General features: G+C 69.4%; 32 protein-coding genes. 26 read left to right on the forward strand and 6 right to left on the reverse strand.

All coding sequences use genetic code 11. The features are described 5' to 3' along the window. Positions 1-209: 209 nt before the first annotated feature. The 3 genes from P1J78_RS18685 to P1J78_RS18695 all read right to left on the reverse strand — a co-directional run bounded on the left by P1J78_RS18685 (position 210) and on the right by P1J78_RS18695 (position 2,540). On the reverse strand, positions 210-665 hold the full coding sequence (locus tag P1J78_RS18685; RefSeq protein WP_275568902.1) for a universal stress protein: 456 nt from the start codon (positions 663-665) through the stop codon (positions 210-212). A 61-nt stretch (positions 666-726) separates the two neighbouring features. Beyond that, positions 727-1,683 carry an ornithine cyclodeaminase family protein gene (locus P1J78_RS18690; protein ID WP_275568903.1) on the reverse strand — a complete coding sequence of 319 codons (957 nt, stop codon included), beginning with the start codon at positions 1,681-1,683 and terminating at the stop codon, positions 727-729. Further along, positions 1,680-2,540 (reverse strand): branched-chain amino acid aminotransferase, encoded by an 861-nt coding sequence (locus tag P1J78_RS18695; protein ID WP_275568904.1) that lies wholly within the window; start codon positions 2,538-2,540, stop codon positions 1,680-1,682. The genes P1J78_RS18690 and P1J78_RS18695 overlap by 4 nt, the downstream gene beginning before the upstream one ends. 418 nt (positions 2,541-2,958) lie before the next feature. On the opposite strand from P1J78_RS18695, the gene P1J78_RS18700 reads away from it, so the two are divergent. From P1J78_RS18700 to P1J78_RS18755, 12 genes are all read left to right on the forward strand, one after another. Next, positions 2,959-3,804: an arsenate reductase/protein-tyrosine-phosphatase family protein gene (locus tag P1J78_RS18700; protein WP_275568905.1), complete on the forward strand. Its 846-nt coding sequence runs from the start codon at positions 2,959-2,961 to the stop codon at positions 3,802-3,804. Beyond that, positions 3,801-4,802 carry an ArsJ-associated glyceraldehyde-3-phosphate dehydrogenase gene (locus P1J78_RS18705; RefSeq protein ID WP_275568906.1) on the forward strand — a complete coding sequence of 334 codons (1,002 nt, stop codon included), beginning with the start codon at positions 3,801-3,803 and terminating at the stop codon, positions 4,800-4,802. The genes P1J78_RS18700 and P1J78_RS18705 overlap by 4 nt, the downstream gene beginning before the upstream one ends. A gap of 73 nt (positions 4,803-4,875) precedes the next feature. Beyond that, positions 4,876-6,147, forward strand: coding sequence for an organoarsenical effux MFS transporter ArsJ (arsJ, locus tag P1J78_RS18710; RefSeq protein WP_275568907.1), 1,272 nt, complete (start codon positions 4,876-4,878; stop codon positions 6,145-6,147). Positions 6,148-6,254: 107 nt separating this feature from the next. After that, on the forward strand, positions 6,255-6,983 hold the full coding sequence (phnF, locus tag P1J78_RS18715; RefSeq protein ID WP_275568908.1) for a phosphonate metabolism transcriptional regulator PhnF: 729 nt from the start codon (positions 6,255-6,257) through the stop codon (positions 6,981-6,983). Further along, entirely contained in the window at positions 6,976-7,413 is a 438-nt protein-coding gene (gene phnG / locus P1J78_RS18720; RefSeq protein WP_275568909.1) for a phosphonate C-P lyase system protein PhnG, read from the forward strand. The genes phnF and phnG overlap by 8 nt, the downstream gene beginning before the upstream one ends. Next, positions 7,413-7,955, forward strand: a complete 543-nt coding sequence (gene phnH, locus P1J78_RS18725) for a phosphonate C-P lyase system protein PhnH (protein WP_275568910.1) — start codon at positions 7,413-7,415, stop codon at positions 7,953-7,955. Before phnG ends, phnH begins: the two co-directional genes overlap by 1 nt. Positions 7,956-7,958: 3 nt before the next feature. Next, positions 7,959-9,041, forward strand: a complete 1,083-nt coding sequence (locus P1J78_RS18730; protein WP_275568911.1) for a carbon-phosphorus lyase complex subunit PhnI — start codon at positions 7,959-7,961, stop codon at positions 9,039-9,041. Further along, positions 9,038-9,937 (forward strand): alpha-D-ribose 1-methylphosphonate 5-phosphate C-P-lyase PhnJ, encoded by a 900-nt coding sequence (locus P1J78_RS18735; protein WP_275568912.1) that lies wholly within the window; start codon positions 9,038-9,040, stop codon positions 9,935-9,937. Before P1J78_RS18730 ends, P1J78_RS18735 begins: the two co-directional genes overlap by 4 nt. Next, entirely contained in the window at positions 9,934-10,545 is a 612-nt protein-coding gene (locus P1J78_RS18740) for an ATP-binding cassette domain-containing protein (RefSeq protein WP_275568913.1), read from the forward strand. The genes P1J78_RS18735 and P1J78_RS18740 overlap by 4 nt, the downstream gene beginning before the upstream one ends. Beyond that, entirely contained in the window at positions 10,518-10,733 is a 216-nt protein-coding gene (locus tag P1J78_RS18745) for an ABC transporter ATP-binding protein (RefSeq protein ID WP_275568914.1), read from the forward strand. The genes P1J78_RS18740 and P1J78_RS18745 overlap by 28 nt, the downstream gene beginning before the upstream one ends. Before the next feature lie 10 nt (positions 10,734-10,743). Next, entirely contained in the window at positions 10,744-11,448 is a 705-nt protein-coding gene (locus tag P1J78_RS18750; protein WP_275568915.1) for a phosphonate C-P lyase system protein PhnL, read from the forward strand. Continuing rightward, positions 11,435-12,622, forward strand: coding sequence for an alpha-D-ribose 1-methylphosphonate 5-triphosphate diphosphatase (locus P1J78_RS18755; protein ID WP_275568916.1), 1,188 nt, complete (start codon positions 11,435-11,437; stop codon positions 12,620-12,622). The genes P1J78_RS18750 and P1J78_RS18755 overlap by 14 nt, the downstream gene beginning before the upstream one ends. Positions 12,623-12,743: 121 nt before the next feature. On the opposite strand, the gene P1J78_RS18760 is transcribed toward P1J78_RS18755, so the two are convergent. Further along, positions 12,744-12,968 carry a hypothetical protein gene (locus P1J78_RS18760; protein ID WP_275568917.1) on the reverse strand — a complete coding sequence of 75 codons (225 nt, stop codon included), beginning with the start codon at positions 12,966-12,968 and terminating at the stop codon, positions 12,744-12,746. A gap of 27 nt (positions 12,969-12,995) precedes the next feature. Between P1J78_RS18760 and P1J78_RS18765 the strand changes: the two genes are divergently transcribed. The 14 genes from P1J78_RS18765 (at position 12,996) to P1J78_RS18830 (ending at position 24,314) form a co-directional block, all read left to right on the forward strand. Next, complete coding sequence (locus P1J78_RS18765) at positions 12,996-13,796, forward strand: S49 family peptidase (RefSeq protein WP_275568918.1); 801 nt, start codon at positions 12,996-12,998, stop codon at positions 13,794-13,796. After that, positions 13,793-13,981 carry a hypothetical protein gene (locus P1J78_RS18770; RefSeq protein WP_275568919.1) on the forward strand — a complete coding sequence of 63 codons (189 nt, stop codon included), beginning with the start codon at positions 13,793-13,795 and terminating at the stop codon, positions 13,979-13,981. Before P1J78_RS18765 ends, P1J78_RS18770 begins: the two co-directional genes overlap by 4 nt. 3 nt (positions 13,982-13,984) lie before the next feature. Then, entirely contained in the window at positions 13,985-15,007 is a 1,023-nt protein-coding gene (locus P1J78_RS18775; protein ID WP_275568920.1) for a calcium/sodium antiporter, read from the forward strand. A gap of 17 nt (positions 15,008-15,024) precedes the next feature. Continuing rightward, entirely contained in the window at positions 15,025-15,807 is a 783-nt protein-coding gene (locus tag P1J78_RS18780; RefSeq protein ID WP_275568921.1) for an SDR family oxidoreductase, read from the forward strand. 308 nt (positions 15,808-16,115) lie between these two features. Continuing rightward, positions 16,116-17,996: an excinuclease ABC subunit UvrC gene (gene uvrC, locus P1J78_RS18785; RefSeq protein ID WP_275568922.1), complete on the forward strand. Its 1,881-nt coding sequence runs from the start codon at positions 16,116-16,118 to the stop codon at positions 17,994-17,996. Positions 17,997-18,102: 106 nt separating this feature from the next. Beyond that, complete coding sequence (locus P1J78_RS18790) at positions 18,103-18,336, forward strand: type II toxin-antitoxin system CcdA family antitoxin (protein ID WP_275568923.1); 234 nt, start codon at positions 18,103-18,105, stop codon at positions 18,334-18,336. Next, entirely contained in the window at positions 18,336-18,635 is a 300-nt protein-coding gene (locus P1J78_RS18795) for a CcdB family protein (protein WP_275568924.1), read from the forward strand. Before P1J78_RS18790 ends, P1J78_RS18795 begins: the two co-directional genes overlap by 1 nt. 146 nt (positions 18,636-18,781) lie before the next feature. After that, positions 18,782-19,219 carry a hypothetical protein gene (locus tag P1J78_RS18800; RefSeq protein ID WP_275568925.1) on the forward strand — a complete coding sequence of 146 codons (438 nt, stop codon included), beginning with the start codon at positions 18,782-18,784 and terminating at the stop codon, positions 19,217-19,219. A 56-nt stretch (positions 19,220-19,275) separates the two neighbouring features. After that, positions 19,276-19,971 carry a CDP-diacylglycerol--glycerol-3-phosphate 3-phosphatidyltransferase gene (pgsA, locus tag P1J78_RS18805; RefSeq protein ID WP_275568926.1) on the forward strand — a complete coding sequence of 232 codons (696 nt, stop codon included), beginning with the start codon at positions 19,276-19,278 and terminating at the stop codon, positions 19,969-19,971. Next, on the forward strand, positions 19,968-20,216 hold the full coding sequence (gene moaD / locus P1J78_RS18810) for a molybdopterin converting factor subunit 1 (RefSeq protein WP_275568927.1): 249 nt from the start codon (positions 19,968-19,970) through the stop codon (positions 20,214-20,216). Before pgsA ends, moaD begins: the two co-directional genes overlap by 4 nt. Before the next feature lies 1 nt (position 20,217). Beyond that, on the forward strand, positions 20,218-20,655 hold the full coding sequence (locus tag P1J78_RS18815; RefSeq protein ID WP_275568928.1) for a molybdenum cofactor biosynthesis protein MoaE: 438 nt from the start codon (positions 20,218-20,220) through the stop codon (positions 20,653-20,655). Between the two features lie 150 nt (positions 20,656-20,805). After that, positions 20,806-21,345 carry an RNA polymerase sigma factor gene (locus P1J78_RS18820; protein WP_275568929.1) on the forward strand — a complete coding sequence of 180 codons (540 nt, stop codon included), beginning with the start codon at positions 20,806-20,808 and terminating at the stop codon, positions 21,343-21,345. A gap of 188 nt (positions 21,346-21,533) precedes the next feature. Further along, positions 21,534-23,423 carry a vWA domain-containing protein gene (locus P1J78_RS18825; protein WP_445260957.1) on the forward strand — a complete coding sequence of 630 codons (1,890 nt, stop codon included), beginning with the start codon at positions 21,534-21,536 and terminating at the stop codon, positions 23,421-23,423. Positions 23,424-23,549: 126 nt separating this feature from the next. Further along, complete coding sequence (locus P1J78_RS18830) at positions 23,550-24,314, forward strand: metallophosphoesterase family protein (RefSeq protein ID WP_275568931.1); 765 nt, start codon at positions 23,550-23,552, stop codon at positions 24,312-24,314. A 171-nt stretch (positions 24,315-24,485) separates the two neighbouring features. Here P1J78_RS18830 and P1J78_RS18835 read toward each other — a convergent pair whose 3' ends face one another. Next, the gene (locus P1J78_RS18835) at positions 24,486-25,430 is read right to left on the reverse strand and encodes a carbohydrate ABC transporter permease (RefSeq protein WP_275568932.1); all 945 of its coding nucleotides are present in this window, start codon (positions 25,428-25,430) and stop codon (positions 24,486-24,488) included. Positions 25,431-25,433: 3 nt separating this feature from the next. After that, positions 25,434-26,540, reverse strand: a complete 1,107-nt coding sequence (locus P1J78_RS18840) for a carbohydrate ABC transporter permease (protein ID WP_275568933.1) — start codon at positions 26,538-26,540, stop codon at positions 25,434-25,436. Between the last annotated feature and the right edge of the window lie 335 nt (positions 26,541-26,875).

Genomic DNA, 26,875 nt, shown 5'->3' on the forward strand with positions numbered 1-26,875 from the left:
TCAAGGCTCACCTCCGGCGCCTCAAGGCCCGCACCCTGGACGGCCTCTGGCGCGCCGTCGGCGACATCTGCGATCTCTTCGAACCCGACGAATGCAGGAACTACTTCAAGGCCGCAGGATATGCCCACGATTAAACGCACGAAGCTCTAGAAGATTTTGCCGGGCAGTTTCTTCTGGAAGAAACTGTTCGCCGCGGCCCGGCGCCGGCGCTATGTCACGGCTTCCAGCCGCTCCTTCGACAGGTCCCCCGGAACGATGGTGATCGGCACCGGCAGGGTGCCCGCGTTCTTCGACAGCTGGTTGACCAGCGGCCCCGGCCCGCCCTTCTCGGTCCCCGCGCCCAGCACCAGCACCCCGATCTCGGGGTCGTCCTTCACCTGGGCGAGGATTTCCGCCACCATCTCGCCCTCGCGGATCACCAGTTCGGGATGCACGTCCTGCCGGTCGCGCATCCATTTGGCGAAGACCTCGAAATGCGCCTCGATCCGCTCGCGCGCCTCTTCGCGCATGATGTCGCCCACGCCGATCCAGTGCTGGAACTCGTCGGGCGGGATGATCGACAGGATCTGCACGCCGCCGCCCGTCTTCGCCGCCCGCATCGCGGCGAAGCGCATCGCGTTCAGGCATTCGCGGCTGTCGTCGAGCACCACGAGAAACTTGCGCATTGGGGGCTCCCTCCGTTCGGCGGATATTGGACGAGGGGGCAGTGGCTGGCAAGCCTGCGGTTCAGAGCGGGATGCGTTGCCCCGCGCCCCGCGCCTCGGCCCGCTGCACCGCCAGCGCGGCGGCGGCATAGTCGCCCACGGCGATGCCGCGGAACAGGAACGCGCCCGTCTTTTCCGCGTCGAATGCCAGCGGCGCGCCGGCGACCAGTTCGGTCAGGTCCGCGTCGACACGCTCGGGCGCGATCAGCTTCTTCTCCATCGCCGCCTCCTGCGTGCGGTCGTCGATGACCACGCTGTCCAGCGCCGCAAACCCCGCGTCGAACCAAGGGATCCCCAGGTCGGTGATCGCCGCGAAGGCGCCGGGCTTCAGCCAGCGCGCGTCCAGGAACGGCTCGATCGAATAGTCCAGCGTCACCGAGGTCACCACCAGGTCCGCCTCGCGCAGCGCCGCTTCCGGGTCCTCCGGCGCCTCGGCCGCCAGCCCCATGCCGCGCGCCGTCTCGCACAGCCGGTCCACGTTGGCGCGGCCGCGCCCGATGGCGAAGACCTTGTCCAGCGGGAACATCTCGGCGAAGGCCGCCAGGTGGCTGTGCGCCTGGGTGCCGCAGCCCACGAAGGCCACGCTTTTCGACTGCGGGTCCGCCAGCCGCCGCGCCGCCACCACCGACAAGGCCGCCGTCCGCACCGCCGTGACCCAGTTCGCCCCGACCAGCGCGCGCAGGAGTCCCGTGCGGGCGTCCAGCACCAGGATCGCGCCGTTGATCGCCGGCAGGTCGCGGGCCGGGTTGTCGGGGCTGACCGTCACGGTCTTCAGCACCGTCAGCTCCTCGGTGTTGCCCACGGCCAGCGTCGACATCATGTAGCGGCTGTCGCCCGGCAGGATCGCCGCCTTGGGCGAGTCGAACAGCCGCCCCTCGGCCTTGTCGCGGATCGCGGCCTCGATGGCGTCGGCCACCTCGCCGGTGCCGATGCCCAGTTCTTCCAGCGTCGCGTCGGGCAGGTAGAGAAACTCGCTCATGCCGAAAGCGCCCAGTCCCAGTAAAGCTCGCGCACCCGCTTCGCCACCGGGCCGACCTGGTAATGGGTGCCGTCGAACTCGGTCACCGGGGTCACCTTCATCAGGTTGCCCGACATGAACACCTCGTCCGCGGCGCGGAAGTCGTCGAAGGTGAGCACGGTTTCATGCACCGTCACGCCCTCGGCCGCGAGGTTCGCGATGTGCCGTGCCCGGGTGATCCCCGACAGGAAGGTGCCGTTCGGGATCGGCGTGAACACCTCGCCGTCGCGGACCATGAACACGTTGGCGCTGGCCGATTCCGCGACGTTGCCCATCGCGTCGGCCACCAGCGCGTTGTCGTAGCCCTTCGACAGCGCCTCGCGCAGCATCCGCGCGTTGTTGGGATAGAGGCAGCCGGCCTTGGCGTTGCACACCGCGTCGTCCAGCACCGGGCGCCGGAACCGCGTGGTGGTCAGCCGCACCGACATCTCCGGCGGCGCCATCGGCACCTCTTCCAGGCAGATGCAGAAGCCGGCATCGCCCTCGCCCGGCACGATCGCCAGGTGCCCGCTCTCGATCCCCCAATACATCGGCCGGATGTAGATGGCGGCGTCCTTGGGATACAGGCGCAGCCCCTCCCAGACGATCTCGACCATCTTCTCGGTCGACACGGTCGGCCGGATCATCAGCGCCTCGGCCGAGCGGTTGACCCGCGCGCAATGCGCCTCCAGGTCGGGCGCCACGCCGTCGACATAGCGGGCGCCGTCGAACACGGTGCTGCCCAGCCAGGCCCCGTGGTCCGCCGCCCGCATGATCGGGACATCGCCCTCGTGCCACGTGCCCTGGTAATGGGTGCGGACGTTCTTGCCGGTCGCCATCCTGTCTCTCCTCGACTGCCGGGCGAGACTAGGCGCCGCGCGGCGCGAGGTCCAGAGCGGGAAAGGAGGCACCCCCGGCCGGTAATTGACCGGGGGTGCAAGGGGATCCGCTTCGGGTCGGGCTGCCGACGCCGGGGAGGCGCAGGCAAAGTGGACGGGACGATCACGATGCCGGACCGAAGCCAGGGGTCGCACGGGGGCACGGGCAAAGGGTTTACGTGCTGAAATGCTCGATTGGCAGCACGCGACACCCCACGCGACGAGGCGGAGGCTAGGGGCCGATTCCTTCGCGCGGATGACGGTCCTGTATCGGTTCGATGACAATTCGCCCGTCGCAGGCGCTTTTCGGCCCGTCCAGACGTGCGTCGGCCGTCGTTTCCGCTTGCGACTCAGATTCTATTTCCATATTTCATGAAATATGGAAGAAGAAGCCCTCACCCAGCTCGCCACCCTCAGCCACCCGCAGCGCATGGCGGCCTATCGCCTGCTGATGCGGCGCTATCCCGACGCCGTGCCCGCCGGCGAGATCGCCGACGCGCTGTCGCTCAAGGCGTCGACCTCGTCGGTCTACCTCTCCGCCCTGATGGAGGCCGGGCTGATCGAGCGGGAGCGGCACGGCACCTCGCTGCGCTACCGCGTGCGGATGCAGGCGGTGCGCGCGCTGATGGGCTTTCTCGTCAATGACTGCTGCCACGGCCGCCCCGATATCTGCCCGCCCCCGACCCCCGACATGCCAGGAGACAGCGCCATGTCCGACCGCAAGTTCAACGTCCTGTTCATCTGCACCGGCAACTCCGCCCGGTCGATCTTTGCCGAGTCGCTTCTGCGCACCATCGCCGGCGACCGGTTCGAGGCCTATTCGGCCGGCACCCGCCCCTATTCCGAGCTGAACCCGGTCGCGGTGAAGATGCTGGCGGACAAGGGCCACGACGTCTCGCTTTTGCGCGCCAAGAACGTCGCGGAGTTCCAGGGCGGGGACGCGGTGAAGATGGACTTCGTCTTCACCGTCTGCGACCGCGCCGCGAACGAGGAATGCCCCGCCTGGAAGGGCCAGCCGGTCAGCGCCCATTGGGGCATGCCCGACCCCGTGAAAGCCGACGGCACCGAGGCCGAGCGCATCCTGGCCTTCCAGCACGCCTATGGCGCGTTGCAGAACCGGATCCGGGCATTCACCGCGCTGCCGCTGCAGTCGCTCGACCGCATCTCGCTGCAGAAGGCCGTCGACGACATCGGCGCCACGACCAAGAGCCTGGAGGATCAATGACCACCTACGCGCTGAACGGCCTCGGCCGGATCGGTAAGCTGGCGCTGCGGCCGCTGCTGGAGAGCGGGGCCGAGATCGCCTGGCTGAACGACGCGGTCGGCGACCCGGCGATGCATGCGCATCTTCTGGAGTTCGACACGGTCCACGGCCGCTGGCCGGCCGCGTTCGGGCATGACGAGAGCGGCATCGCCATCGACGGCCGGCGGCTGCCGGTGCACGGGCGGAAACGGATCGAGGATCTGCCGCTGGACGGCGTGGACGTGGTGATCGACTGCACCGGGGTGTTCAAGACCGAGGCCGGGCTCGCGCCCTATTTCGAGGCCGGGGTGAAGAAGGTCGTCGTCTCGGCGCCGGTCAAGGACGGGCCGACGGCGAACATCGTCTACGGGGTGAACAACGACGCCTACGACCCGGCCGCGCACCTCATCGTGACGGCGGCAAGCTGCACGACGAACTGCCTGGCGCCGGTGGTCAAGGTGATCCACGAGAAGCTGGGGATCGACCACGGCATGATCACGACGATCCATGACGTGACCAACACCCAGACCATCGTGGACCGTCCCGCCAAGGACCTCCGCCGGGCGCGGTCGGCGCTGAACGCGCTGATCCCGACGACGACGGGCTCGGCCACGGCGATCACGCTGATCTATCCGGAGCTCGCCGGCAAGCTGAACGGCCACGCGGTGCGCGTGCCGCTTCTGAACGCCTCGCTCACCGACTGCGTGTTCGAGGTGGCGCGGGAGACGACGGCCGAGGAAGTCAACGGCTTCTTCCGCGAGGCCGCCGCGAGCGCGTTGCAGGGCATCCTCGGCTACGAGGAGCGGCCGCTGGTCTCGACCGACTACGTCAACGACCCGCGGTCGTCGATCGTGGATGCGCCCTCGACCATGGTCGTGGATGGCACCCAGGTGAAGGTCTACGCCTGGTACGACAACGAATGGGGCTATGCGCACCGGTTGGTGGACGTGGCCCGCATGGTGGGGGGCAAGCTGGCATGAGCCTCTGCGCGCCCTATCCCATTGCGCCCGCGCGGCGTACCGCTGCCACCGGACGCTTTCCGGGAGCGTCGCTGTGACCGGGGCGCGGCAGGGGCTGGCGGCCTATATCGCCGTGACGGCGGCCTACTGGGCCTTCATGCTGACCGACGGCGCGCTTCGGATGCTGGTGCTCCTGCACTTCCACACGCTGGGCTTCTCGCCGGTGCAGCTGGCCTACCTGTTCGTGCTCTACGAGATCGCGGGCGTCGTCACCAACCTGTCGGCAGGCTGGATCGCGGCGCGGTTCGGGCTGACCTCGACGCTCTACGCCGGGCTGACGCTGCAGGTCGTGGCGCTGATCGCGCTGACGCGGCTCGACCCGTCCTGGACGCTGACCTTCTCGGTGGTCTTCGTGATGCTGGTGCAGGGCGCGTCCGGCGTGGCGAAGGACCTGGCCAAGATGTCCTCGAAATCCGCCGTCAAGCTGCTGGCGCCGAAGGAGAAGGGCGGGCTGTTCCGCTGGGTCGCACTGCTGACCGGCTCGAAGAACGCGGTTAAGGGCGTGGGCTTTCTGCTGGGCGCGGGGCTTCTGGCGCTGGCCGGGTTCCAGGCGGCGCTGTGGGGCATGGCGGCGGTGCTGGCCGCCATCCTCGTCGCGGTGCTGATCGGGATGCCCGCGGGGCTGCCGAAGGGGCGCAAGGGCACGAAATTCTCCGAGGTCTTTTCCAAGAACCGCAACATCAACTGGCTGAGCTTCGCCCGCGTCTTCCTGTTCGGCGCCCGCGACGTGTGGTTCGTGGTGGGCATCCCGATCTATTTCTACGGCGTGCTGTCGGACGGTACCGAGGAAGGGATGCGCGCCGCGTTCTTCACCGTCGGCAGCTTCATGGCCGTCTGGATCATCCTCTACGGCACTGTGCAGGCCTGGGCGCCCCGGCTGCTGCGCGCGGCGGAGCTGCCGGAGCCGGCGATCGTGGGCAAGGCGCGCGGCTGGGTCGCGGCGCTGGTCTTCGTGCCGGCGGCGCTGGCGGTCACCGCCTGGATGGCGGGGGGCGCGGCGCCGTGGCTGACGGTCACGCTGATCGCGGGGCTTCTGGTCTTCGGCGCGATCTTCGCGGTGAACTCGTCGCTGCACTCCTACCTGATCCTCGCCTTCACCGAGGACAGCCGGGTGACGATGGACGTTGGCTTCTACTACATGGCGAACGCGGGCGGCCGGCTGCTGGGCACGGTGCTGTCGGGGGCCAGCTATCAGTTGGGCGGCCTGCCGCTGTGCCTGGGCACCGCCGCCGCGCTGGTGGCGCTGTCGGCGCTGGGCGCCGCGAAGCTCGACCCCGGGCAGGCGCCCGCCACGACGCCGGCCTGACCCGACGCTCCCGCGATTGTCGCGGGAGTTTCACCCGGCTGTCATTCCCCGGCAATGTTCGGCCCCTACCCCGCAATCATTCGGATGACTTTCGCAAGGGGCCTGGCATGGTCGATGTCAGCAATTGGGAACGCGCGCGTGACTGGATCATGCGGAACATCGCCTCGCAGGCGCTGGCCGCGGGCGACCGCCTGCCGCCCGAGGCGCAGATCCAGCGCGAGATCGGCGTCGGCCGCCACTCGCTGCGCCGCGCCGTGGCGACGCTGGCCGCCGAGGGCGTGCTGAGCGTCGAACAGGGGCGCGGCACCTTCGTGCGCGAGACGCCGCGCATCACCTACCGGATCGGCGCGCGCACCCGGTTCAAGGAGAACCTCGCGCGGCAGGGCGTGGTGCCCAGCCGCGACATGATCGACGTGGACATCGTGGCGGCGGAGCCGGAGGTGGCCCGCGCGCTCGGGCTGCAGCCGGGGGCCGAAGTGCATCGCGTGCTGCGCCGGGGCTATGCCGACGCGCGGCCGCTGATCCCGACCTGCAGTTTCCACCCGGCCGGGCGGTTTCCCGATTTCGGCGCGCGGCGGATGGCCGGCGAGTCCGACAGCGAGATCTACGCGGGTCACGGCATCGCCGATTACGCCCGCCGCGAAACGGCGCTTTATGCCCGCCTGCCCGCGAAATGGGAGGCGCGGCTGCTGGAACAGCCGGCCGATCAGCCGGTGGTGGTGATCACCAAGATCGACGCCGACCCGGACGGCGTGCCGATCGGTCATTCCGAGGCGATCTGGGCCGCCGGGCGCGTGCGGTTCGAACTGGACCACGGGAGCGGCCGCGATGTTTGACCGGAGCACGGCGCCGGACCCCTCGGAAGTGCTGACCATCCTGGCCCGCGCCGAGCCGGAGGCGATCCGGGCGGAGGCGGAGGCGATCCTGCCCGCGCTGGGCGACGTGGAGGTGCTGCAGAGCCGCACCGGCCTCGTCATGCTGCCGGCCCGCGACACGGTGGAGGGCACCGAGTTCCACCTGGGCGAGGTGCTGGTGGCCGAGGCGCATGTGCGGCTTTCGGACGGGACGGAAGGCTACGGCATGATCGTCGGCCGCGACCTGGAGCGGGCGATGGCGATGGCGCTGATCGACGCCGCGCTGGCCGCCGGGGTCGCGGCCGAACGGCTGCGGGGCTTCGTGACCCGGATGGGCGCGGCGCAGGCCGACGCGGACCGGGACACGCTGCGGCGGGTCGAGGCGACCCGCGTGGACATGGAGACCTTCTGATGCAGACCGCACCGATGCCCGATGCCGACGAGCCCCGCGACAACGCCACCTTCGCGGCGGTGCTGAACGCGCTCGCCCGCCCCGGCACGGTCCACGAGATGCCGGAGCCGGGGCTGCTGCCGGTCGCGCTGGCGCTGGTGGACCGCGAATGCCGGGTGTTCGCGGACGAGGCGGCGCTGTCCGGCGCGCTCGCGCGCAGCGGCGCCTCGGTGGTTCCGCCGGACCTGGCCGACCACCTGTTCCTGTCCCTCGGAACCGAAAGCGCCATGGCGCAGCTTCTGCGCGCGCCGGTGGGCTCGCAGCTCTATCCCGACCAGGGGGCGACGGTCGTGGCGCCGGCCCGGTTCGGGGACGGGCCCGCCGTGCGGCTCGCCGGCCCCGGCATACGCGACACCGCCACGCTCTCGCTGGGCGAACTGCACGCGGATGTCTGGCGGGTCCGCGCCGGCCTTTGCCGCTATCCGCTGGGCATCGAGATGATCTTCGTGGACGGCACGCGGCTCGTCGCCCTGCCCCGCTCCACCACGGTAACGGAGGGCTGAGACATGGCCTATGTGGCAACCCGCGGCGGCGAACGCGCCATCGAGCAGGCGGAGCGGCTGTACCGCGCCCAGACCGGCGAGATCGGCGCCGACCGGGTGCGCGAGATCGAGGCCGCGCTGCCGGCGCTGGTCGACCGGGTGATGGGCGAGGCGTCGCTCTATGCGCCCGACCTCGCCGCGCTGGCGCTGGCGCAGGCGGGCGGCGACCTTTACGAGGCGCTGCTGCTCCTGCGCGCCTGGCGGACGACGCAGCCGCGGCTGCAGATCGCCGAGGTGGCCGAGCCGGACCAGGGCTTTACCCACCGCCGGATCTCGGCGGCGTTCAAGGACATCCCCGGCGGCCAGATCCTGGGGCCAACGCTGGACTATTCGCACCGGCTCCTGGCGACCGAGGTGCTGGAGGGCACGCCGTTCCGGCCCGACCCGGTCGAGCCGGCCGAGCGCCGCGCCCCGCCGCGCCACACCGCGCTGGCCGACTGGCAGAAGGCGCAGGGGCTGGTGGCCGACCGCCCGCGCCGGCCGGTGGACCGCGAGGACATTCCCGACCTCACGCGCGAGCCCTTGCTGTTCCCGGCCAAACGCGCCCACACCCTGCAGTCGCTGGCGCGGGCCGAGACGGGCGGGACGCTGGCGCTGGGCTATTCGGCGATGCGCGGTTACGGCTCGGCGCACCCGACCGTCAACGAGCTGCGGCTCAGCGAGGTGGAGGTGACGGTGCGCCACCCGAACGGCACCCCGTTCTCGGCCGGGCGGGTCAAGACGAGCCAGGCCGAGGTGGTGACGACGAAGGGCAAGGACGGCCTGCGGCTGGGCTTCTGCGCGACGCTGGGCTGGAACGAGGTCAAGGTGATCTCCGGCGCCACGCTCGACCTCAACAGCCCGGGCGCGCCGGCGAACAGCCCGGTGAACGAGGAATTCTTCCTCTACCACACCGAACCCGTGGAAAGCTCGGGCTTCTGCATTCACTTCAAGCTGCCGCATTACGTGACGTTCCAGTCGGCGCTGGATTCGCTGCGCGGCGCGAAGGCCGAGAAGCGCTCGGCAGAGCGCGACGAGGCCGCCCGGCAACCGGAGACGACGTCATGAGCCTCGCGACCCTGACCCGCCCGTGGCAGGCCTTCTCCTACGGGTTCCTCGACGCCTCGGCCAAGCGCGAGATGCGGCGCAAGATGATCAAGGCGGTCGCCGTCCCCGGCTGCCAGATGCCCTATGCCAGCCGCGAGGTGCCGATCGCGCGCGGCTGGGGCACCGGCGGGCTGCAGGCGACGCTGACGCTGGTGAGTCCGGGCGCGGTGGTGAAGGTGATCGACCAGGGCGCCGATGACAGCGTCAACGCCGCCTCGAACCGCCGCTTCCTGACCCGCGTCTCCGGCGCGCGCGCCACGCTGGACACGCTGGAGGCCACGCTGATCCAGTCGCGCCACCGGGTGCCCGAGGAACGCCTGCGCGCCGACCAGGTGCTGATCCTGCAGGTGCCGAACCCCGAACCGCTGCGCGGCGTCGAGCCCAACATGTCCCGCGCCCGGCAGATGCACGCCGATGCCGATTACGGCCGCCTCTGGCTGACGCTCTACGAGCAGATCGTGCGGTCGGGCCGGGTGATGCAGGGGGCGAGCTACCCGGCGATGGTCAACGGCCGCCACGTGATGACGCCCTCGCCGATCCCGCGCTGGGACTTGCCAAAGCTCAACATGGCCGAGCATCTGACGATCCTGTCGGCGGGGCGGGAAAAGCGCATCTTCGCCGTGCCGCCCCATACCCGCGTCGACCCGCTGGTCTTCGACGACGTGCCCTACCGGGTGGAGGATCACGCGCAGCTGACCTGCCACCGCTCCGGCCTGACCGGCTTTTTCATGAACGAGATCCCGCAGGACGACGGCACCGCGCGGCACGAGGTCTCGGACAGCCACCTGGGCGTCAAGGCGATCGACGCCGCCGAGATCGGCGAGACCTGGTACAAGGGCGGGGAGATGCAGCCATGACCGCGCTGGCAAAGACCGACCCGCAGCTGGTGCGCACCCGGCCGCTGATGGAGCTTGACGGCCTGTCCCAACGCTACGGCGACGTGGTCGCGCTGGACGACGTCTCGGCGCATGTCTATCCGGGCGAGGTGCTGGGCGTCGTGGGCGAAAGCGGCTCGGGCAAGTCCACCTTCCTGCGGATGATGAACCTGGAGGAAACGCCGGACGCGGGCCGCTACCGCCTGGGGCTGCCGGACCTGCCCGACAACCTGTTCGACCTCGACCGGTTCGAACGCCGGATGCTCTGCGCCCGCGCCATCGGCATCGTCTACCAGAACCCGCATCAGGGCCTGCTGATGCGCCATTCCTCCTCGGGCAACGTCGCCGAGCGGCTGCTGATCGCCGGCGAACGGCGCTTTGCCGTGCTGCGGGACAAGGCGCAGGGCGCGCTGGAGGCCTCGGAGTTCCCGGTCGCGCGGATGGACGCGCCGCCGGTGGAGCTCTCGGGCGGGATGCAGCAGCGGGTGCAACTGGCCAAGGCCATCGCGCTGGAGCCCGCGGTGCTCTTGCTGGACGAGCCGACGACGGGCTGGATGTCAGCGTGCAGGCGCTGGTGCTGGATACGCTGAAGCGGCTGCAGCGGGACCGGCGCATCACCATGGTGCTGGTCAGCCACGACCTGGGCGTGATCCGCACCATGGCCGACCGCGTCATGGTGATGCGCCGGGGCCGCGTGGTCGAGGACGGGCTGGCCGACCAGGTCTTCCAGGATCCGCAGCACGCCTATACCCAGCAACTCGTGCAGGCCAAGCTATGAGGATCCGCCCATGACCTCCATCCTCACTGTCGAGGGCCTGGCCAAGACCTTCCGGATGCACCACCTCGGCCAGGATCTGCACGCCTTCGCGGGCCTGTCCTTCACCGTCTCGCCGGGCGAGTTCCTGCTGCTGTCGGGCCCGAACGGCGTGGGCAAGTCCACGCTCCTGCGCACGCTCTACCGCAGCTACCTGCCGGTCGCGGGACACATCTGGTACGACAGCCGCGCCGGCCGCATCGACCTCGCCACCGCGGCCGACATCGACATAGCCCACCTGCGCCGCACCGAGATCGGCTTCGTCACCCAGTTCCTGACCGCCCGCCCGCGCGTGCCGGCCGAGGAGATCGTGGCCGAGCCGCTGCGGCTGGCCGGCCGCGACGCCGCCGCGGCGCTGACCGAGGCGCGCCGCTGGCTCGACACGTTCGGGGTCAAGCCCGATCTCTGGCCGGCCTATCCGACGACCTTTTCGGGCGGGGAACAGCAGAAGGTGAACCTCGCCCGCGCGCTGATCCTGCCGCAGCGGCTGTTGCTGCTGGACGAACCCACCGCCTCGCTCGATGCTGGCGCGCGACGCGCGCTGGTCGCGCGGCTCGCCGACCTGAAGGCGCAGGGCGTCGCGATGATCGGCGTGTTTCACCATGCCGCCGACGTGGCCGGGCTGATCGACCGCGAGGTGGTGCTGAGACCGAAGGAGTTGGCCGATGTGGCTGAGTGACTTCCGCGTGGTCCTGCCGGAGGCGGTGCTGCCCCGCGGCTCGGTCCGCATCGAGGGCGAGCGCATCGCCGAGATCGCGGCGCATCCCGTCCCCGGCGCCGCGCTAGAGGGCGACGGGCTGATCCTGATGCCCGGCTTCATCGACATGCACGGCGACATGATCGAGCGCGAGGTCGAGCCGCGCCCCAACGTGAGGATGCCGCTGGAGCTGGGCCTGCACGACCTCGACCGCCGGCTGAAGGTGGCGGGCGTGACGACGGGCTACGCCGCGGTCAGCTTCAACCCGAAATCCGCCTACGGCCACATGCGCAGCTACGAGCATTCCAAGGAGATGCTGCGCGCCCTGAAGGCGATGCGCCCCGAACTGAAAGTGGACCACCGGGTCCACGCCCGGTTCGAGGTGAACTATCCCAACGCGCTGGCGGTGGTGGAGGAGCTGATCGCGGACGGCACCGTCGATCTGGTCTCGCTGACCGACCACACGCCGGGCCAGGGCCAGTACCGCGACCTGGAGCGGCTGACCGAGCGCACCCGCCTGGAACAGGGGCTGTCGGACCGCGAGGCGCGCGCCGCGGTGCAGGCGCGGATCGCCGAGAAACAGCGCCAGGCCGGCGACCTCGCGGCGACGCTGCGGGCGATCAGCGCGACCTGCGCCGCGCACGGCATCGCGCTGGCCAGCCACGACGACGACACCGTCGACAAGGTCGCGCTGATGCAGTCGCTGGGCGCCACGATCTCCGAGTTCCCGGTGACGCCCGAGGCCGCCGGGGCCGCCCGCACCCGCGGCCTGCTGACCGCCATGGGCGCGCCGAACGCGCTGCGCGGCGAGAGCTATTCCGGCAACCTCTCGGCCCGCGACGCCCATGCCGCGGGCCTCCTGGACATCCTGGCGGCCGACTACCACCCCTCGGCGATCCTGCCCGCGGTGCTGATCCTCGCCAAGTCCGACCCACAGGGCCTGTCCGGCGCCGCCCGGCTGGCCAGCGCCAACCCGGCCCGCGCCCTGGGGCTGAGCGACCGGGGCGAGATCGCGACGGGCAAGCCCGCCGACCTCGTCATCGCCGACGACACCGGCGTCGGCCATGTGCGGGCGACGGTGCGGAACGGGCGCAAGATCTTCTCCGACGGCTCGATCCTGCTGCGCGCCGAGGCGCCGCGACGCGAACACGCCTGAGGCGCCCCGTCCCCGGCGTCCCATCCACCTGAAGGACGCCGAGGGCCACGCCGACCGCCCGGCCGCCATCCGCCGCGGCCAGATCCGCCGGGGCCATGCGCCAGCAACACCGCCCCGGGCCCTACGCCGCCCCCCGGCAAATGCCCCACCCCAAGATCTTCTTCTCGTTCCAAATACGCTTCTTCTCGTTCCAAATACGCTTCTTCTCGTTCCAAGTACGCTTCTTCTCGTTCCAAATACGCTTCATCTTGGCAAAAATACTCCAGGGGGGGTCTGGGGGGACAGCGTCCCCCCAGCGGATCGACGCGCCGAAGGCGCGGCGAAATTCCTCCGCACCTTGTTCCATGCCCCCGCCGCCGCTACATCGCTCCGCATGATCAAATGGCTCCCCTTCACCAACCGCCGCCCGACCGTGGCGATCCTGCGCCTGAACGGCATGATCGCCTCGGGCAGCCGCATGAACGCGCTGAACGACGCCGGGCTCGCGTCGATGATCGAAAAGGCGTTCCGCCGCGGCAAGCCCGACGCCGTGGCGCTGGTCGTCAACTCCCCCGGCGGCTCGCCGGTGCAGTCCAGCCTGATCGCCGCCCGCATCCGCCGGCTGGCGCAGGAGAAGAACGTGAAGGTCTACGCCTTCACCGAGGACGTGGCGGCCTCCGGCGGCTACTGGCTGGCCTGCGCGGGCGACGAGATATGGGTCGATCCCAGCTCGGTCGTGGGCTCCATCGGGGTGATCTATGCGGGCTTCGGGTTCCAGAACCTGATCGCGCAATACGGGATCGAGCGGCGGGTCCATACCGCGGGCCGGTCGAAATCCATGCTCGACCCGTTCCGCGACGAAAAGCCCGAGGACGTAGAGCGGCTGAAGGGCTGGCAGGAGCATATCCACGAGATCTTCATCGACTACGTCAAGGACCGCCGCGGCGCCCGGCTGGCCGAGGATGACGAGATGTTCACCGGCACCGTCTGGATCGGCCGGCAGTCGGTCGACAAGGGGCTGGCCGACGGCGTGGGCCACGTGGTGCCGAAGATGAAGGAGATCTTCGGCGACAAGGTGCGCTTCATCCCCTACGGCCGCAAGCGCAGCCTGTTCGCCCGGCTGGGCGCGCATGTGGCCGACGACGCGCTCGCCGCGCTGGAGGAACGCGGCGCCTATGCGAGGTTCGGGCTGTGATCGTCAAGATCGTCGTACTGTTCCTCGTCGGCATGGGCGTGCTGGCCATGTTCGGCAAGCTGAAGATGCCGAAACTGCCCGGCCAGAAGCACCTGGACGCGCGCAAATGCCCGCGCTGCGGCCGCTACCGGATCGGCAAGGGCCCCTGCGACTGCGGCAAGGTCTCGGGCAAGGGAAAGGGCTGAACCTTGGACTACCTGATCGCGGCCGCCGGCCTCGGGCTGCTCCTGATCGCGGGCGATTTCCTGGTGCGCGGCGCGGTGAACCTGGCGCTGCGGCTGGGCATCCCCGCGCTGATCGTCAGCCTGACGGTCGTCGCCTTCGGCACCTCGGCGCCGGAGCTGGTGATCTCCATCGGCTCGGTGCTGGACGACGCGCCGGGGCTGGCGATCGGCAACGTGGTGGGCTCGAACACCGCCAACGTGCTCCTGGTGCTGGGCGTGCCGGCGTTGCTCTACGGGTTGGCGACCGGAGAGCACAAGACCAGCCGCAACTTCCTGTGGATGCTGTCGGCGACCGCGCTGTTCATCGCGCTGGCCTGGCTGGGGCCGTTCGCGTGGTGGAACGGGCTGATCCTGCTGGCCGGCTTCGCCGTCGTCACCGCCAGCCAGGTCCGCAGCGCCCGGCGGCATCGCCGCGCCAATCACGCGGCGCGCGCCCGGGCCAGGGCCGCGGCCCGCGCCGAGGCCGAGCGCCGGGAGGCCGGCGGCGCCGAGGACGACGCCGACATCTCCCCCGAGGAGATCGAGGGCGCCAACCCGGAGATGCCCGGCTGGCGCGTCGCGCTGTTCCTGATCCTCGGGCTCGCCGGGCTGCCGGTGGGCGCGCAGCTCCTGGTGACGAGCGCGGTGAACATCGCCACCGCCTGGGGTGTCAGCGAGACGGTCATCGGCCTGACGCTGGTGGCCGTGGGCACCTCGCTGCCCGAGCTTGCCACGACCATCGCCGCCGGCCTGCGGCGGCAGGCCGACGTGGCGTTGGGCAACGTGATCGGGTCGAATATGTTCAACCTGCTGGTCATCATCGGCGTCGCCTCGCTGTTCGGCCGGATCCCGGTGGAGGACGAGATCCTGCGCTTCGACCTGTGGGTCATGGCCGGCGCGTCGGTCCTTCTGGCGCCTTTCGTGATCTGGCGCATGAACATGGGCCGTATCACGGGGGCGGCGCTGACCGTGCTCTACGCCGCCTATGTCTACCTGATCCTGACCTGACCGACCGGAGACCGCCCATGCAGCCCCGAACCGCCCTCGTCACCGGCGCCGCGAAACGGCTGGGCCGCGCCATGGCGCTGGCCCTCGCCGAAGACGGGTTCGACGTGGCAGTGCATTACGCCGGCTCCGCGGCCGAGGCGCAGGACACCGTGGCCGAGATCGAGGCGCTGGGCCGCCGCGCCGTCGCGCTGCAGGCCGATCTGCTGGACGAGGACGCGACGCAGGCGCTCTTGTCCCGCGCGGCCGAGGCGCTGGGCCCCGTCTCGGTGCTGGTGAACAACGCCTCGATCTTCGAATACGACCGGCTCGGCACCGCCACGCGCGACAGCTGGGACCGGCACATGGAATCGAACCTTCGCGCCCCGGTTGTGCTGACCCAGGCGCTGGCGGCGCAGGCGCCGGCGCCGGTCGCCGACGGTAGCGGCGAGCCGCGGGCCGAGGCGCTGGTCGTCAACATGATCGACCAGCGGGTGCGCAAGCTGACGCCGCATTTCATGTCCTACACGATCGCCAAGATGGGGCTCTGGGCCTTCACCCGCACCGCCGCGCAAGCGCTCGCCCCGCGGGTCCGGGTCAATGCCATCGGCCCCGGCCCGACGCTCCAGGGCGCCAACCAGTCCGAAGCCCACTTCGCCGGGCAGCGCGCCAATACCGTGCTGGAGCGCGGTTCCAACCCCGAGGACATCACCGGCGCGCTGCGCTATTTCCTGCACGCGCCCGCCGTCACTGGGCAGCTTCTGTGTATCGACGGCGGGCAACACCTGGCGTGGAAGACGCCGGAGATTGACCTGGATCAATGACTGACCGGCGGGTCCGGCGGGCCGAGCGCGCAATTTGTGCACCGGCGGCTGGTTTGCACCGAATCGCAGCAGGATTCCTGATACATCAGGAGGGTTTACAATCTCGTCACAAAAATATCGTTTATTTTCAATGCTCTATATTCATGCCTAATTTTTCATCAAAGTCACGAAACCGTCAAAATCAAAGGAAAAATTCCCGCTGTCCGGTCCTTACCACCAGCCTTGTCCACAGATATCGGGGACATGTTTCGGCTTGTTTCCGGCGGTTCGAGATTGCAGCCACCCCCGGGAATCACGATCTGTAGGCCATGAGCGACGACAGCACCGACACCGCCCCCGACCCGCAGCTGACCGGCTATGCCTGCATCCAGTCCTACCTGAAGACGCTGGACAGCTCGCCCGGCGTCTACCGGATGCTGGATGCCCAGCAGCGGGTGCTCTACGTCGGCAAGGCGCGCAATCTGAAGGCGCGGGTGTCGAACTATGCCCGGCCCTCCGGCCACTCTCCCCGGATCATGCGGATGATCGAGGCGACGGCCTCGATGATGTTCCTGACCACCCGGACCGAGACCGAGGCGCTGCTGCTGGAGCAGAACCTCATCAAGCAGCTGAAGCCGCGCTACAACGTGCTGTTGCGCGACGACAAATCCTTTCCCAACATCCTGGTGGCGAAGGATCACGGCTTTCCCCAGATCAAGAAGCACCGCGGCGCGAAGAAGGAAAAGGGCGCCTATTACGGCCCCTTCGCCAGCGCCGGCGCGGTCAACCGGACGCTGAATCAGCTGCAGAAGGTCTTCCTACTGCGCAACTGCTCGGATTCCACGTTCGAAAGCCGCACCCGGCCCTGCCTGCTCTACCAGATCAAGCGCTGTAGCGCGCCCTGCGTGGGCTACGTGTCCGAGGACGAATACGGCGCGCTGGTGCGCGACGCCGAGCGGTTCCTGCAGGGCAAGACGACCAAGGTGCAGTCGCAGCTGGCCGAGCAGATGCAGGCCGCCGCCGAGGCGATGGAGTTCGAGCGCGCGGCGGCGCTGCGTGACCGGATCCGCGCGCTGACCCAGGTGCAGTCGGCGCAGGGGATCAACCCGCGCGGCGTGACCGAGGCCGACGTGATCGCGCTGCACATGGAAGGCGGGCAGGCCTGCGTGCAGGTGTTCTTCATCCGCGCCAACCAGAACTGGGGCAACCGCGACTACTATCCCCGCCTCGGCGGCACCGAGAGCGCGGCGGAGGTGCTGCAGGCCTTTATCGGCCAGTTCTACGACAACAAGGAGCCGCCCCGGCAATTGATCCTCTCGGACGAGATCGAGGACGTGGACCTCGTCGCCGAGGCGCTGGCCGGGAAGGCCGGGCGCAAGGTGGAAGTGCTGGTGCCCAAGCGCGGCGAGAAGGCCGAGCTGATCGCCGGCGCCCTGCGCAACGCCCGCGAGAGCCTGGCGCGCAAGATGGCCGAGACCGCGACGCAGGCGAAGCTGTTGTCGGGCATCGCCGAGGCGTTCGGGCTGGACGCCCCGCCGCAGCGGATCGAGGTCTACGACAACTCGCATATCCAGGGCAGTCACGCCGTCGGTGCGATGATCGTGGCCGGGCCCGAGGGGCTGATGAAGAACCAGTACCGCAAGTTCAACATCCGCGACGCCGAGCTGACCCCCGGCGACGATTTCGGCATGATGAAGGAGGTTCTGACCCGGCGCTTCAAGCGGCTGCTGAAAGAGGATCCGGACCGCGACAAGGGGCAATGGCCGGACCTACTGCTGATCGACGGCGGCGCCGGGCAGGTCTCGGCCGTGCACGGGATCATGGCCGAGCTGGGCGTCGAGGACATCGCGATGGTCGGCGTCGCCAAGGGGCTCGACCGCGACGCCGGCAAGGAGGAATTCCACCGCGTCGGCCAGCGCCCCTTCGCGCTGCGCCACAACGACCCGGTGCTGTATTTCATCCAGCGGCTGCGCGACGAGGCGCACCGGTTCGCCATCGGCACCCACCGGGCGAAGCGGGCGAAGGCGGTGGGCGCCACCCCGTTGGACGAGGTGCCGGGCGTGGGAGCGACGCGCAAGCGCGCGCTGCTGGCGCATTTCGGCTCGGCCAAGGCGGTGGGCCGGGCGAACCTGGCCGACCTGAAGGCGGTCGAGGGCATCTCGGATTCGCTGGCCGAGACGATCTACGATTTCTTCAACGAGCGGGGATGAGGCACGCAGCACGTGGCTCCGGGGCGTCTTTCCGGGCCGACCCCGCGGGACCGATTGATGCGCAGGATCGTCGCGCATAGACTATGGCACGAACGGAGGCGACCCGATGCCGAAACAGCCTGCCCGGAAGGCCCCGACCCTCTCCCTCGATCCAGGCCTCCTGGAAGAGGCGCGCGCCTATGGCGTGAACGTCAGCCGCGCCGCCGAAGCGGGCGTGAGCGAGGCCGTGCGCGCCGCGAAGGCCGAGGCTTGGAAACGCGACAACGCCGAGGCGATTGCGGATTGGAACGCCTGGGCGGCCGAGCACGGCCTGCCCCTGGAAAGATACCGCATGTTCTGATGGCGCGGTACGACGTCTACCGCGCGTCCGACGGGTCCGGCTATCTGCTGGACGTGCAGACCGATCTGCTCGAAATCCTCCATACGCGCGTGGTCGTGCCGCTCTTGCCCAAGGCGGACGTGCCGGCGCCGGTGCGCGCCCTGCATCCGGTCTTCCAGATCGGCGAGACCGAGGTCGTGATGGCCACGCATCTCCTCGCGGCGATCCCCGCGACGGCGCTGCGCCTGCCCGTCGCCAATCTCTCCCACGGCGCCGACGAGGTCACCCGCGCACTCGACATGCTGTTCCACGGGTTCTGAGCGGTCGCCAGGAGGCGGCCGGACAAGGCCCATGCATGCGCATTGCGCGTCGCGCGCCTGCGCACCGGGGGCATTTTCTTTTGAACCCCGCGACGGGCGGCCGCGACCCAAGGGTGCGAATCCAACGCCAACCCAAGGAGATCGCAATGAAACGCCATCTGACAACGATCGCCGCCGCCCTGCTGGGGCTGGCCGCCTCTGCCCCCGCCGCCTCGGCGCTCTGCGCCGCCAGCCCGATGGACGGCGCCTGGCGCAACGTGAACCCCGACACCCGCTCGATCACGAAGGTGGAGTTCTCCACCGTCTGCAACGACGTCATCCATAACGGCCGGCCCGCCTCCGGCCCCGATGCGCGCATCCACCTGTGGGGCTCCTGCTCGCCCAGCGACTGCGACTGGGGCACGATCGGCAGCGAGCGGGTCGACGACGGCTGGTTCTATGCCTTCAAGGACGACGGTTTTGCCAAGCGGCACATCTACACGCGGATGGCCGGATCGGACCGGCTGCGGGTATTCATCCGCACGGATTTCACCGATCCGGGCCGCGAGGACTATGAATCGGATAACTATTTCGTGCGGCGATAACGCCGCGCGGGCCATGGCGCCTTTCCTGTCCCCCGCTGAGGGGCTAGGTAAGGCGCATGCACTGGACGATCCCCAATATCCTGACGGTCCTGCGCCTGCTCGCCGCGCCCGGTGTGGCGGTGATGTTTCTGTACTTCATCCGGCCCTGGGCGGACTGGTTCGCGATGCTTCTGTTCATCGGCGCCGCGGCCACCGACTGGTTCGACGGCTACATCGCGCGGGCGTGGAAGCTCGAATCGCGCTTCGGCGCCATGCTGGACCCGATCGCGGACAAGGCGATGGTGGTCATCGCGCTTCTGGTGATCACCGGGTTCTCCGCCGTCGACCCGCTGATCGGCCGGATCGGCGTCGACCCCTGGATCCTGCTGCCCGCCACGGTGATCCTGTTCCGCGAGGTCTTCGTGTCCGGCCTGCGCGAGTTCCTGGGCGACAAGGCGCATACGCTGAAGGTCACCAAGCTCGCCAAGTGGAAGACCATGCTGCAGATGGTCGCCATCGCCGTGCTCTTCGCCAAGGGCATCTTCGAGCATAACGTGATCGCCCGGACCGTCGGGATGGACGCCGCCATGGTCGACGGGATCATGACGGGCCAGGTCTCCGACGAGGTCGGGCTGGTCTGGAACTACACCGCCGCCATCTATACATGGTGGATCGGCGTCGGGCTTCTGTGGATCGCGGCGGCGCTGACGCTGATCTCGGGCATCGACTATTTCCGCAAGTCGCTGCCGTTTTTCCGGGAGGACGAGGCATGATCGACGTTCTCTATTTCGCCTGGGTGCGCGAACGCATCGGCCTGCCGAAGGAACGGGTCGAGACCTCGGCCGACACGGTCTCGGGGCTGGTGGAGGAGCTGAAGGCGCGCGAGGCGCGCTACGAGGCGGCCTTCGCCGACACTTCCGCCCTGCGCGTGGCGCTGGACCAGGAACTGTCGGACTTCGACGCGCCGCTGGCCGGCGTGCGCGAGGTGGCGTTCTTCCCGCCGATGACCGGGGGCTGAGATGGTCGTGCGGGTGCAGGAAGCGCCCTTCGACCTGGGCGCGGAGCTGGACGCCTTCGCGTCCGGCCGCACCGATGTGGGCGCGCAGGTCAGCTTCACCGGGCTGGTGCGCGACGACGGCGGGCTGCGCTTCATGGAGATCGAGCACTACCCGGGCATGACCGAAAAGGCGATCGGCGCCATCGAGGCGGAGGCGGTGCGCCGCTGGACCCTCAGGGACGCGCTGGTGATCCATCGCCACGGGCGGCTGGCGCCGGGCGAGCAGATCATGATGGTGGCGACCGCGGCGGGGCACCGGGGCGAGGCCTTCGCGGCGGCGGAATTCCTGATGGACTACCTGAAATCGCGCGCGCCGTTCTGGAAGCGGGAGGTCACCGCCGAGGGCGCCGCCTGGGTCGCCGCGAAGGACGAGGACGAGGACGCACTGTCCCGCTGGTGAGGTCGCCGCGCGTGCCGCGCGCCGATCCGCCGGGGGTTTCACCCCCGGACCCCCAGAGTATTTCCGGCCAGAAGAAGCTGCGGGGTATCTTTTTCGCCCCCGCGGTCCAAGGATTGACCGCCGGGCCGCGTCCAACCCACTGTAATGCGCATGGAGACGGGTGATAGCGGACTGGCCCGGGCCGCCGCCGGCGGCGACCGGGAGGCCTTTGCAGCGCTTCTGGCGCGGCATTACGACGGGCTGTTCCGCGTCTGCTTTCGCCTGACCGGGCGGCAGGATCACGCAGAGGACCTGACCCAGGACATCTGTCTGGCCCTGCCCGCGAAGCTGAACGGCTTCCGCGGCGAGGCGAAGTTCTCCACCTGGCTCTACCGCGTCGCGGTGAACGCCGCCCACGACGCCCGCCGGCGCGCTGCGACCCGCGCGAAGGCCGCCGATGGCTGGGGCGACTGGGAGATCGGCCGCCGCGCCGCGCAGGCGGACACCGCCGAGGGACTCGACTGGCTGCACCGCGCCATGGCGCGCCTGCCGGCGGAGCTGCGCGACACCGCCGCCCTGACGATGGGCGAAGAGATGACCCATGCCGAGGCCGCAGAGGTGCTCGGCGTATCCGAGGGCACCGTCAGCTGGCGGCTCTCGGAGATCCGCAAGCGCCTGAAGGCCTTGCGCGACGAGGAACTGAGTGCATGACCGACCCGCTCGACGACCTGAAACGCGCCTTCGACCAGGCGACCCCGGCCCCGGACCCGGCCCGCAAGGCCGCCGTCCTGGCGCAGGCGGAAGAAATCTTCGACCGCGCCCAAGGATCGGCGGACGCGGCGCGTCCTACTCCTGACCGCCCGACGAGACGGGCGGGTTTTGCAACAGGAGTTAGACATATGCTGAGCCAATTGACCACGCGCCCCGCGCTGACCGCCACCACCGCCATTGTCGCCGTCGGCATGGTGGCCCTGATCCCCGTCGTGCAGGAGATGCCCGGCAACCGCGACACGCTCGACCAGCCCGAGGTCGTCGCGACGGATGGCGACGTCTCCGACGAGGCCGTCGCCGAGCCGGCCCCCGAAGCGGCCCCAGAACCGACCCCCGAGGCGCCCGCCGCCAAAAGTGAGCCCGAGAGCGAGGCCGCCGAGGAACTGGCGGATATCGTGCCGCCGCCGGCCGCCGAGAGCGCCGGGCCGACGGGCCTGGGCAACGGCATCGCCTGGAACGACGGCGCCGGGGCTGTCACCGGCTACGGCAACGTGCCGTCGGTCCTGCAGGGCGGCAACACCAACGCCACGACCATGGGCCGCACCACCGGCGCCATTGCCCCCGCGCCGATTCCGGCGCCGGACGTCGTGACCCCGGCCCCCGAGAACACCGAGAACACCGAGGAATTCGCCAACGAGGACGCGAACCCCGTCATGGCGGTCACCGAAGAGCCGGTCTCGACCTTCTCCATCGACGTCGACACGGCGAGCTATTCGGTCGTCCGCAACTCGCTGATGAACGGGTCGCTGCCCGACGCCGACGCGGTGCGGATCGAGGAGCTGATCAACTACTTCGATTACGACTACCCGGCCCCCGGCCCCGACGACGGCCCGTTCAAGCCCTCCGTCACCCTGGCCGAGACGCCGTGGAACCCCGACACGCAGCTGATGACCTTGGCGCTGCAGGGCGAATTGCCTGCGGTGGAGGACCGCCCGCCGCTGAACCTCGTCTTCCTGATCGACACCTCCGGGTCGATGAACCAGCCCAACAAGCTGCCACTTCTGAAGCAGTCCTTCCGCCTGATGCTGGGCGAGCTGCGGCCCGAGGACCAGGTGGCCATCGTGACCTATGCGGGCTCGGCCGGGCTGGCGCTCGAACCGACCGCCGCCGGGGACCGCGAGACGATCCTCGCCGCGCTCGACACGCTGTCGGCGGGCGGCTCCACCGCCGGGCAGGCCGGGCTGGAACAGGCCTATTCCATCGCAGAAGGCATGACCGAGGACGGCGAGGTCTCCCGCGTGCTGCTGGCCACCGACGGCGACTTCAACGTCGGAATCTCGAACCCCGACGACCTGGAGGACTTCATCGCCGACAAGCGCGACTCCGGCACCTACCTGTCGGTCCTCGGCTTCGGCCGCGGCAACCTGCAGGACGCGACGATGCAGGCGCTCGCGCAGCACGGCAACGGCACCGCGGCCTATATCGACACGCTGAACGAGGCGCAGAAGGTGCTGGTCGACCAGCTAACGGGCGCGCTGTTCCCGATCGCCGACGACGTCAAGATCCAGGTGGAGTTCAACCCCGCCGAGATCGCCGAATACCGCCTGATCGGCTACGAGACCCGCGCGTTGCGGCGCGAGGACTTCAACAACGACAAGGTGGATGCGGGCGAGATCGGCGCCGGGCATTCGGTGACGGCGATCTACGAGATCACGCCGGTCGGCTCGCCCGCCGTGCTGAACGACCCGCTGCGCTATGGCGACGACACGCCCGTCGCGGCGTCGTCGGACAGCGACGAGCTGGCCTTCCTGCGCCTGCGCTACAAGGAACCGGGCGAGGAGACCAGCACCCTGATCGAGCGGCCGATCACCGCGGGCATGGCCGAGGCGACGCAGGAGGCCAGCTGGGCCGCCGCCATCGCCGGCTTCGGGCAGCTCCTGCGCGACGGCACCTATACCGGCGACTGGGACTGGGACGACGCCATCGCCCTGGCCAGCTCCGCCACCGGCGAGGATCCGTTCGGCTACCGGCGCGAGGCGATCAACCTGATGCGCCTGGCCGAGAGCCTGTCGCAGTAATTCCCCGGGGCCGCGCCCCTCTCCCCCGCGGCCCCGCCCCTTCCCCGCCCGTCCTTCGGGGAAGGGGCACGTTCGCACTCGGTCCCCCCGGTTGCCACGGCCCGACCCGCCGGATTACATGCCCGCATGACAGACCGGGTCCCCGACCGCTTCGCCGTCCTCGCGGACATCCACGGCAACGCCGACGCGCTGCGCGCCGTCCTGGCCGACATCGACGCCCAGGGCCTCGACCGCGTCGTCAACCTCGGCGACCATTTCAGCGGCCCGCTGGCGGCGGCCGAAACCGCCGAGCTTCTGGCCGCCCGCGACATCACCACGATCCGCGGCAACCACGACCGCTCCCTGATCCAGCAGCACCCGCACGAGATGTCGCCCAGCGACTTCGCGGCCTTCTCGGAACTGCAGCCGCGCCACATCGACTGGCTGGAATCGCTCTCGCCCACCGCGCATTTCGGCCACGACGTCCTGCTCTGCCACGCCACGCCGCACGACGATCAGACCTACTGGCTGCACGAGGTGCGCGAGGACGGCAGCACCGGCGCCCGCGACGCCGCGGGCATCGCCCGGCTCGGCCGCGACGCCGACTTCCCGCTGATCCTCTGCGCCCATACCCACCTGCCGGCCGCCATCCGCCTGCCCGACGGCCGCCGCATCGTGAATCCCGGCAGCGTCGGCCTGCCCGCCTACGAGGACATCCACCCGGTGCCCCATGTCATGCAGAGCGGCACGCCAGACGCCTGCTATGCCGTCCTGGACCGCGCCGGCGACGCCTGGCAGGTCAGCCACCGCCGCGTCCCCTACGACCCGGCGCGCATGACCGACCTCGCCCGCCGCGCCGGCCGCGCGGACTGGGCCCACGCCCTCGCCACCGGCTGGCTGTCGGACGACTGAGGCAAGAGAAAGGGGCACGCCCGAAAACCGCGCCGCACCGCCCGAACACCCGATCCCGGCCCCCCCAACTTCTTCTCGTTGAAAAATACGCTCAGGGCGGTCCGTTCATCGTGCGCCATTCGTGCAAACACGATGGACGACGGGGGGATGAAATCCCTCCGGCGGGCGACCCTACTTCACCGCCCCGGCCGCCATTCCCCGGATGATATAGCGCTCCAGCAGCACGCCGATGATGATCAGGGGCAGGATCGCCGCCGAGGACAGCGCCGCCATCGCCCACCAGTTGATGCCCTGAGACCCGGTCTGCGACGCCACCATGACGGGCAGCGTCTTCGCCTCCGTCGAGGTCAGCAGCGCCGCGAAGAAATACTCGTTCCAGGTCAGCACCAGGCACAGGATGAACGCGGCCACCATGCCGGGCAGCGCGATCGGCAGGACGATGGTCAGGAACGCCCCCCAGATCGACAGCCCGTCCACCAGCGCCGCCTCCTCCAGCTCCACCGGGATCGACAGGAACTGGTCGCGCATGATCCACACCACGATGGGCAGCACCGTCAGCGTGTAGAGCAGGATCAGCCCGATCCGCGTGTCCAGCAGGTCGAGCTGCTTGTAGAGCACCAGGAACGGCAGGGCGAGCACCACCGGCGGCAGGATCAGCTGCGACAGGAAGAAGAACGAGATGTCGGGGTTGCGCATGAACCCGAACCGGTAGCGGAACCGCGACAGACCGTAGGCCGACATCGACCCCAGCACCACCGCCAGCGCCGAGGCCGACAGCGCCACGACGGCGGAATTCGTGAACCGCTTCAGGAACTCCTCGCGCACCGTCGACTCCTGCCCGATCAGCCGCGGCGACAGGCCCAGGCTGTCGAAGCCCTTCCATTTCGGCTGGAAGTCCACGAAGGGCACCAGGTTGCCCTGCATCACGTCGGGCGCCAGCTTGAACGAGGTGGTGAAGGTCCAGTAGATCGGGAACAGGCAGACCACCGTCCAGATCAGCAGGATGCCGTAGATCGCGACGCGCCCGGCATACCACTTCACCCGGCCGGCCGTGTCATGCGCGGCGTCGTGGAAGATCTGCGTCTCGGCGTTGGCGGCGGCGGTCCGGTCGGCCATGCGTCAGTACCTCGGGTTCATCCAGCGGTCGACCAGCTTCATGAAGACGGTAATCGCGATCACGATCAGCACCAGGAAGACGATGGCCAGCAGCGTGCCGTAGCCCACGTTCGACCGATCGCGGTATTCGCGGAAGATGAAGCTGGTCACGCTGTCGGTCGCGCCGCCCGGCCCGCCGGAGGTGACGTTGATGATGATGTCCGCGATCTTCAGCTTGAAGATGATGCGGATCAGGATCGCGGTGATCGAGACCGGCAGCATCAGCGGAAAGGTGACTTCCCAGAACCCGCGCCAGCCGCTCGCCCCGTCGACCCGTGCCGCCTCCTGCACCTCGCGCGGGATCGCCTGCAGCCCGGCCAGCAGCATGATCATCATGAACGGAATATAGGTCCATCCGTCCATGATCATGATCATCGTCCGCGCGATCTCGGGGTCGGAAAAGAACGCCGGCCGGTCCCAGCCCAGCCAGCGCGCCAGCCGCGCGACGGGGCCGAACCGCCCCTCCAGCATCGACTTGCCGATCATCCACGACACCGCGACCGGCGACAGCATTAGCGGCATCAGGAACGCCACGCGAAAGAACTTCCGCGCCCGGATCTCGCTGGCCAGGATCAGCGCCAGGCCGAAGGCGATGGCGTATTCCACGACGATCGCCAGCGTGTACCAGACCATGTTGGTCAGCGCGTTCCAGTAGAACGGGTCGTTCCACATCTGGCGCACGTTCTCCAGCCCGTTGAACTCGCGCCCGTCCAGCGAAGCGAGGTTCCAGTCCGAGAACGAGATCACCAGCGCGAAGATCAGCGGGAAGACCACGACGAAGATCACGAACAGCGCGGCGGGCAGGATGAACAGCGTCCGCTTGCCCTGCTCGCCGTACAGCACCACCTGCGCGATGTTCAGGCAGACGGCCCAGAACAGCGCGGCATAGAGCGCCGGGCGCCAGTTGGCGAAGTCCAGCCCGATCGCGCCCGTCTCCGCCAGCCCCAGCACCGCGAAGGTCGCGACCATCACGGCGAAGGATCCCCAGATCAGGATCTTGCCCAGCCGGGTGCGCCCCGGGCCGATCTCGTCGTCGGTCACGACGTGAAGAAGATCGCCTTCGCCTGACATGGCGGCGATGTTAGCGCTGCGATTCCGCTCTGCATAGCCCCCTGACGGGCGGCGGCGCAGGAAAGTTCTCCCCGCCTGCAGGGGCTGCGCCCCGGGTCGCGGACGGTCGATTAACTACCTGTAAAGAAAAGACAAATGTTTCGCGCGCGAAACATTTCCACCGCCGGCCCCGTCTGACCGATACGCCGCGCCCCGGCGTCTTCGGGCCGCAACCCCGCCAGGCTCCGCGACCTGCCGCCAAGCCGGCCAGACCGCCACGGCCGATCCCGTCTCAGCGACACGCCCCCCAGGCTTCTTCTGGCTACAAATATCCCGGGGGGTGTGGGGGGCTGGCC

It is taken from the genome of Psychromarinibacter sediminicola (genome assembly GCF_029168335.1).
Taxonomy (GTDB): Bacteria; Pseudomonadota; Alphaproteobacteria; order Rhodobacterales; family Rhodobacteraceae; genus Psychromarinibacter; species Psychromarinibacter sediminicola.

Bases quoted from the DNA above. Each gene is read 5' to 3' on its own strand.
- P1J78_RS18780 (WP_275568921.1), top strand. From the start codon at position 15,025: ATGCAGCCCCGAACCGCCCTCGTCACCGGCGCCGCGAAACGGCTGGGC.
- P1J78_RS18840 (WP_275568933.1), bottom strand. From the start codon at position 26,540: ATGTCAGGCGAAGGCGATCTTCTTCACGTCGTGACCGACGACGAGATC.
- P1J78_RS18795 (WP_275568924.1), top strand. From the start codon at position 18,336: ATGGCGCGGTACGACGTCTACCGCGCGTCCGACGGGTCCGGCTATCTG.
- P1J78_RS18830 (WP_275568931.1), top strand. From the start codon at position 23,550: ATGACAGACCGGGTCCCCGACCGCTTCGCCGTCCTCGCGGACATCCAC.
- P1J78_RS18760 (WP_275568917.1), bottom strand. From the start codon at position 12,968: ATGGAACAAGGTGCGGAGGAATTTCGCCGCGCCTTCGGCGCGTCGATC.
- P1J78_RS18825 (WP_445260957.1), top strand. From the start codon at position 21,534: ATGCTGAGCCAATTGACCACGCGCCCCGCGCTGACCGCCACCACCGCC.
- P1J78_RS18765 (WP_275568918.1), top strand. From the start codon at position 12,996: ATGATCAAATGGCTCCCCTTCACCAACCGCCGCCCGACCGTGGCGATC.
- P1J78_RS18815 (WP_275568928.1), top strand. From the start codon at position 20,218: ATGGTCGTGCGGGTGCAGGAAGCGCCCTTCGACCTGGGCGCGGAGCTG.
- P1J78_RS18740 (WP_275568913.1), top strand. From the start codon at position 9,934: ATGACCGCGCTGGCAAAGACCGACCCGCAGCTGGTGCGCACCCGGCCG.
- phnH (WP_275568910.1), top strand. From the start codon at position 7,413: ATGCAGACCGCACCGATGCCCGATGCCGACGAGCCCCGCGACAACGCC.
- P1J78_RS18700 (WP_275568905.1), top strand. From the start codon at position 2,959: ATGGAAGAAGAAGCCCTCACCCAGCTCGCCACCCTCAGCCACCCGCAG.
- uvrC (WP_275568922.1), top strand. From the start codon at position 16,116: ATGAGCGACGACAGCACCGACACCGCCCCCGACCCGCAGCTGACCGGC.
- P1J78_RS18755 (WP_275568916.1), top strand. From the start codon at position 11,435: ATGTGGCTGAGTGACTTCCGCGTGGTCCTGCCGGAGGCGGTGCTGCCC.
- P1J78_RS18690 (WP_275568903.1), bottom strand. From the start codon at position 1,683: ATGAGCGAGTTTCTCTACCTGCCCGACGCGACGCTGGAAGAACTGGGC.
- P1J78_RS18820 (WP_275568929.1), top strand. From the start codon at position 20,806: ATGGAGACGGGTGATAGCGGACTGGCCCGGGCCGCCGCCGGCGGCGAC.
- P1J78_RS18790 (WP_275568923.1), top strand. From the start codon at position 18,103: ATGCCGAAACAGCCTGCCCGGAAGGCCCCGACCCTCTCCCTCGATCCA.
- P1J78_RS18750 (WP_275568915.1), top strand. From the start codon at position 10,744: ATGACCTCCATCCTCACTGTCGAGGGCCTGGCCAAGACCTTCCGGATG.
- P1J78_RS18695 (WP_275568904.1), bottom strand. From the start codon at position 2,540: ATGGCGACCGGCAAGAACGTCCGCACCCATTACCAGGGCACGTGGCAC.
- moaD (WP_275568927.1), top strand. From the start codon at position 19,968: ATGATCGACGTTCTCTATTTCGCCTGGGTGCGCGAACGCATCGGCCTG.
- P1J78_RS18835 (WP_275568932.1), bottom strand. From the start codon at position 25,430: ATGGCCGACCGGACCGCCGCCGCCAACGCCGAGACGCAGATCTTCCAC.
- pgsA (WP_275568926.1), top strand. From the start codon at position 19,276: ATGCACTGGACGATCCCCAATATCCTGACGGTCCTGCGCCTGCTCGCC.
- P1J78_RS18800 (WP_275568925.1), top strand. From the start codon at position 18,782: ATGAAACGCCATCTGACAACGATCGCCGCCGCCCTGCTGGGGCTGGCC.
- P1J78_RS18705 (WP_275568906.1), top strand. From the start codon at position 3,801: ATGACCACCTACGCGCTGAACGGCCTCGGCCGGATCGGTAAGCTGGCG.
- phnG (WP_275568909.1), top strand. From the start codon at position 6,976: ATGTTTGACCGGAGCACGGCGCCGGACCCCTCGGAAGTGCTGACCATC.
- P1J78_RS18730 (WP_275568911.1), top strand. From the start codon at position 7,959: ATGGCCTATGTGGCAACCCGCGGCGGCGAACGCGCCATCGAGCAGGCG.
- phnF (WP_275568908.1), top strand. From the start codon at position 6,255: ATGGTCGATGTCAGCAATTGGGAACGCGCGCGTGACTGGATCATGCGG.
- P1J78_RS18685 (WP_275568902.1), bottom strand. From the start codon at position 665: ATGCGCAAGTTTCTCGTGGTGCTCGACGACAGCCGCGAATGCCTGAAC.
- P1J78_RS18735 (WP_275568912.1), top strand. From the start codon at position 9,038: ATGAGCCTCGCGACCCTGACCCGCCCGTGGCAGGCCTTCTCCTACGGG.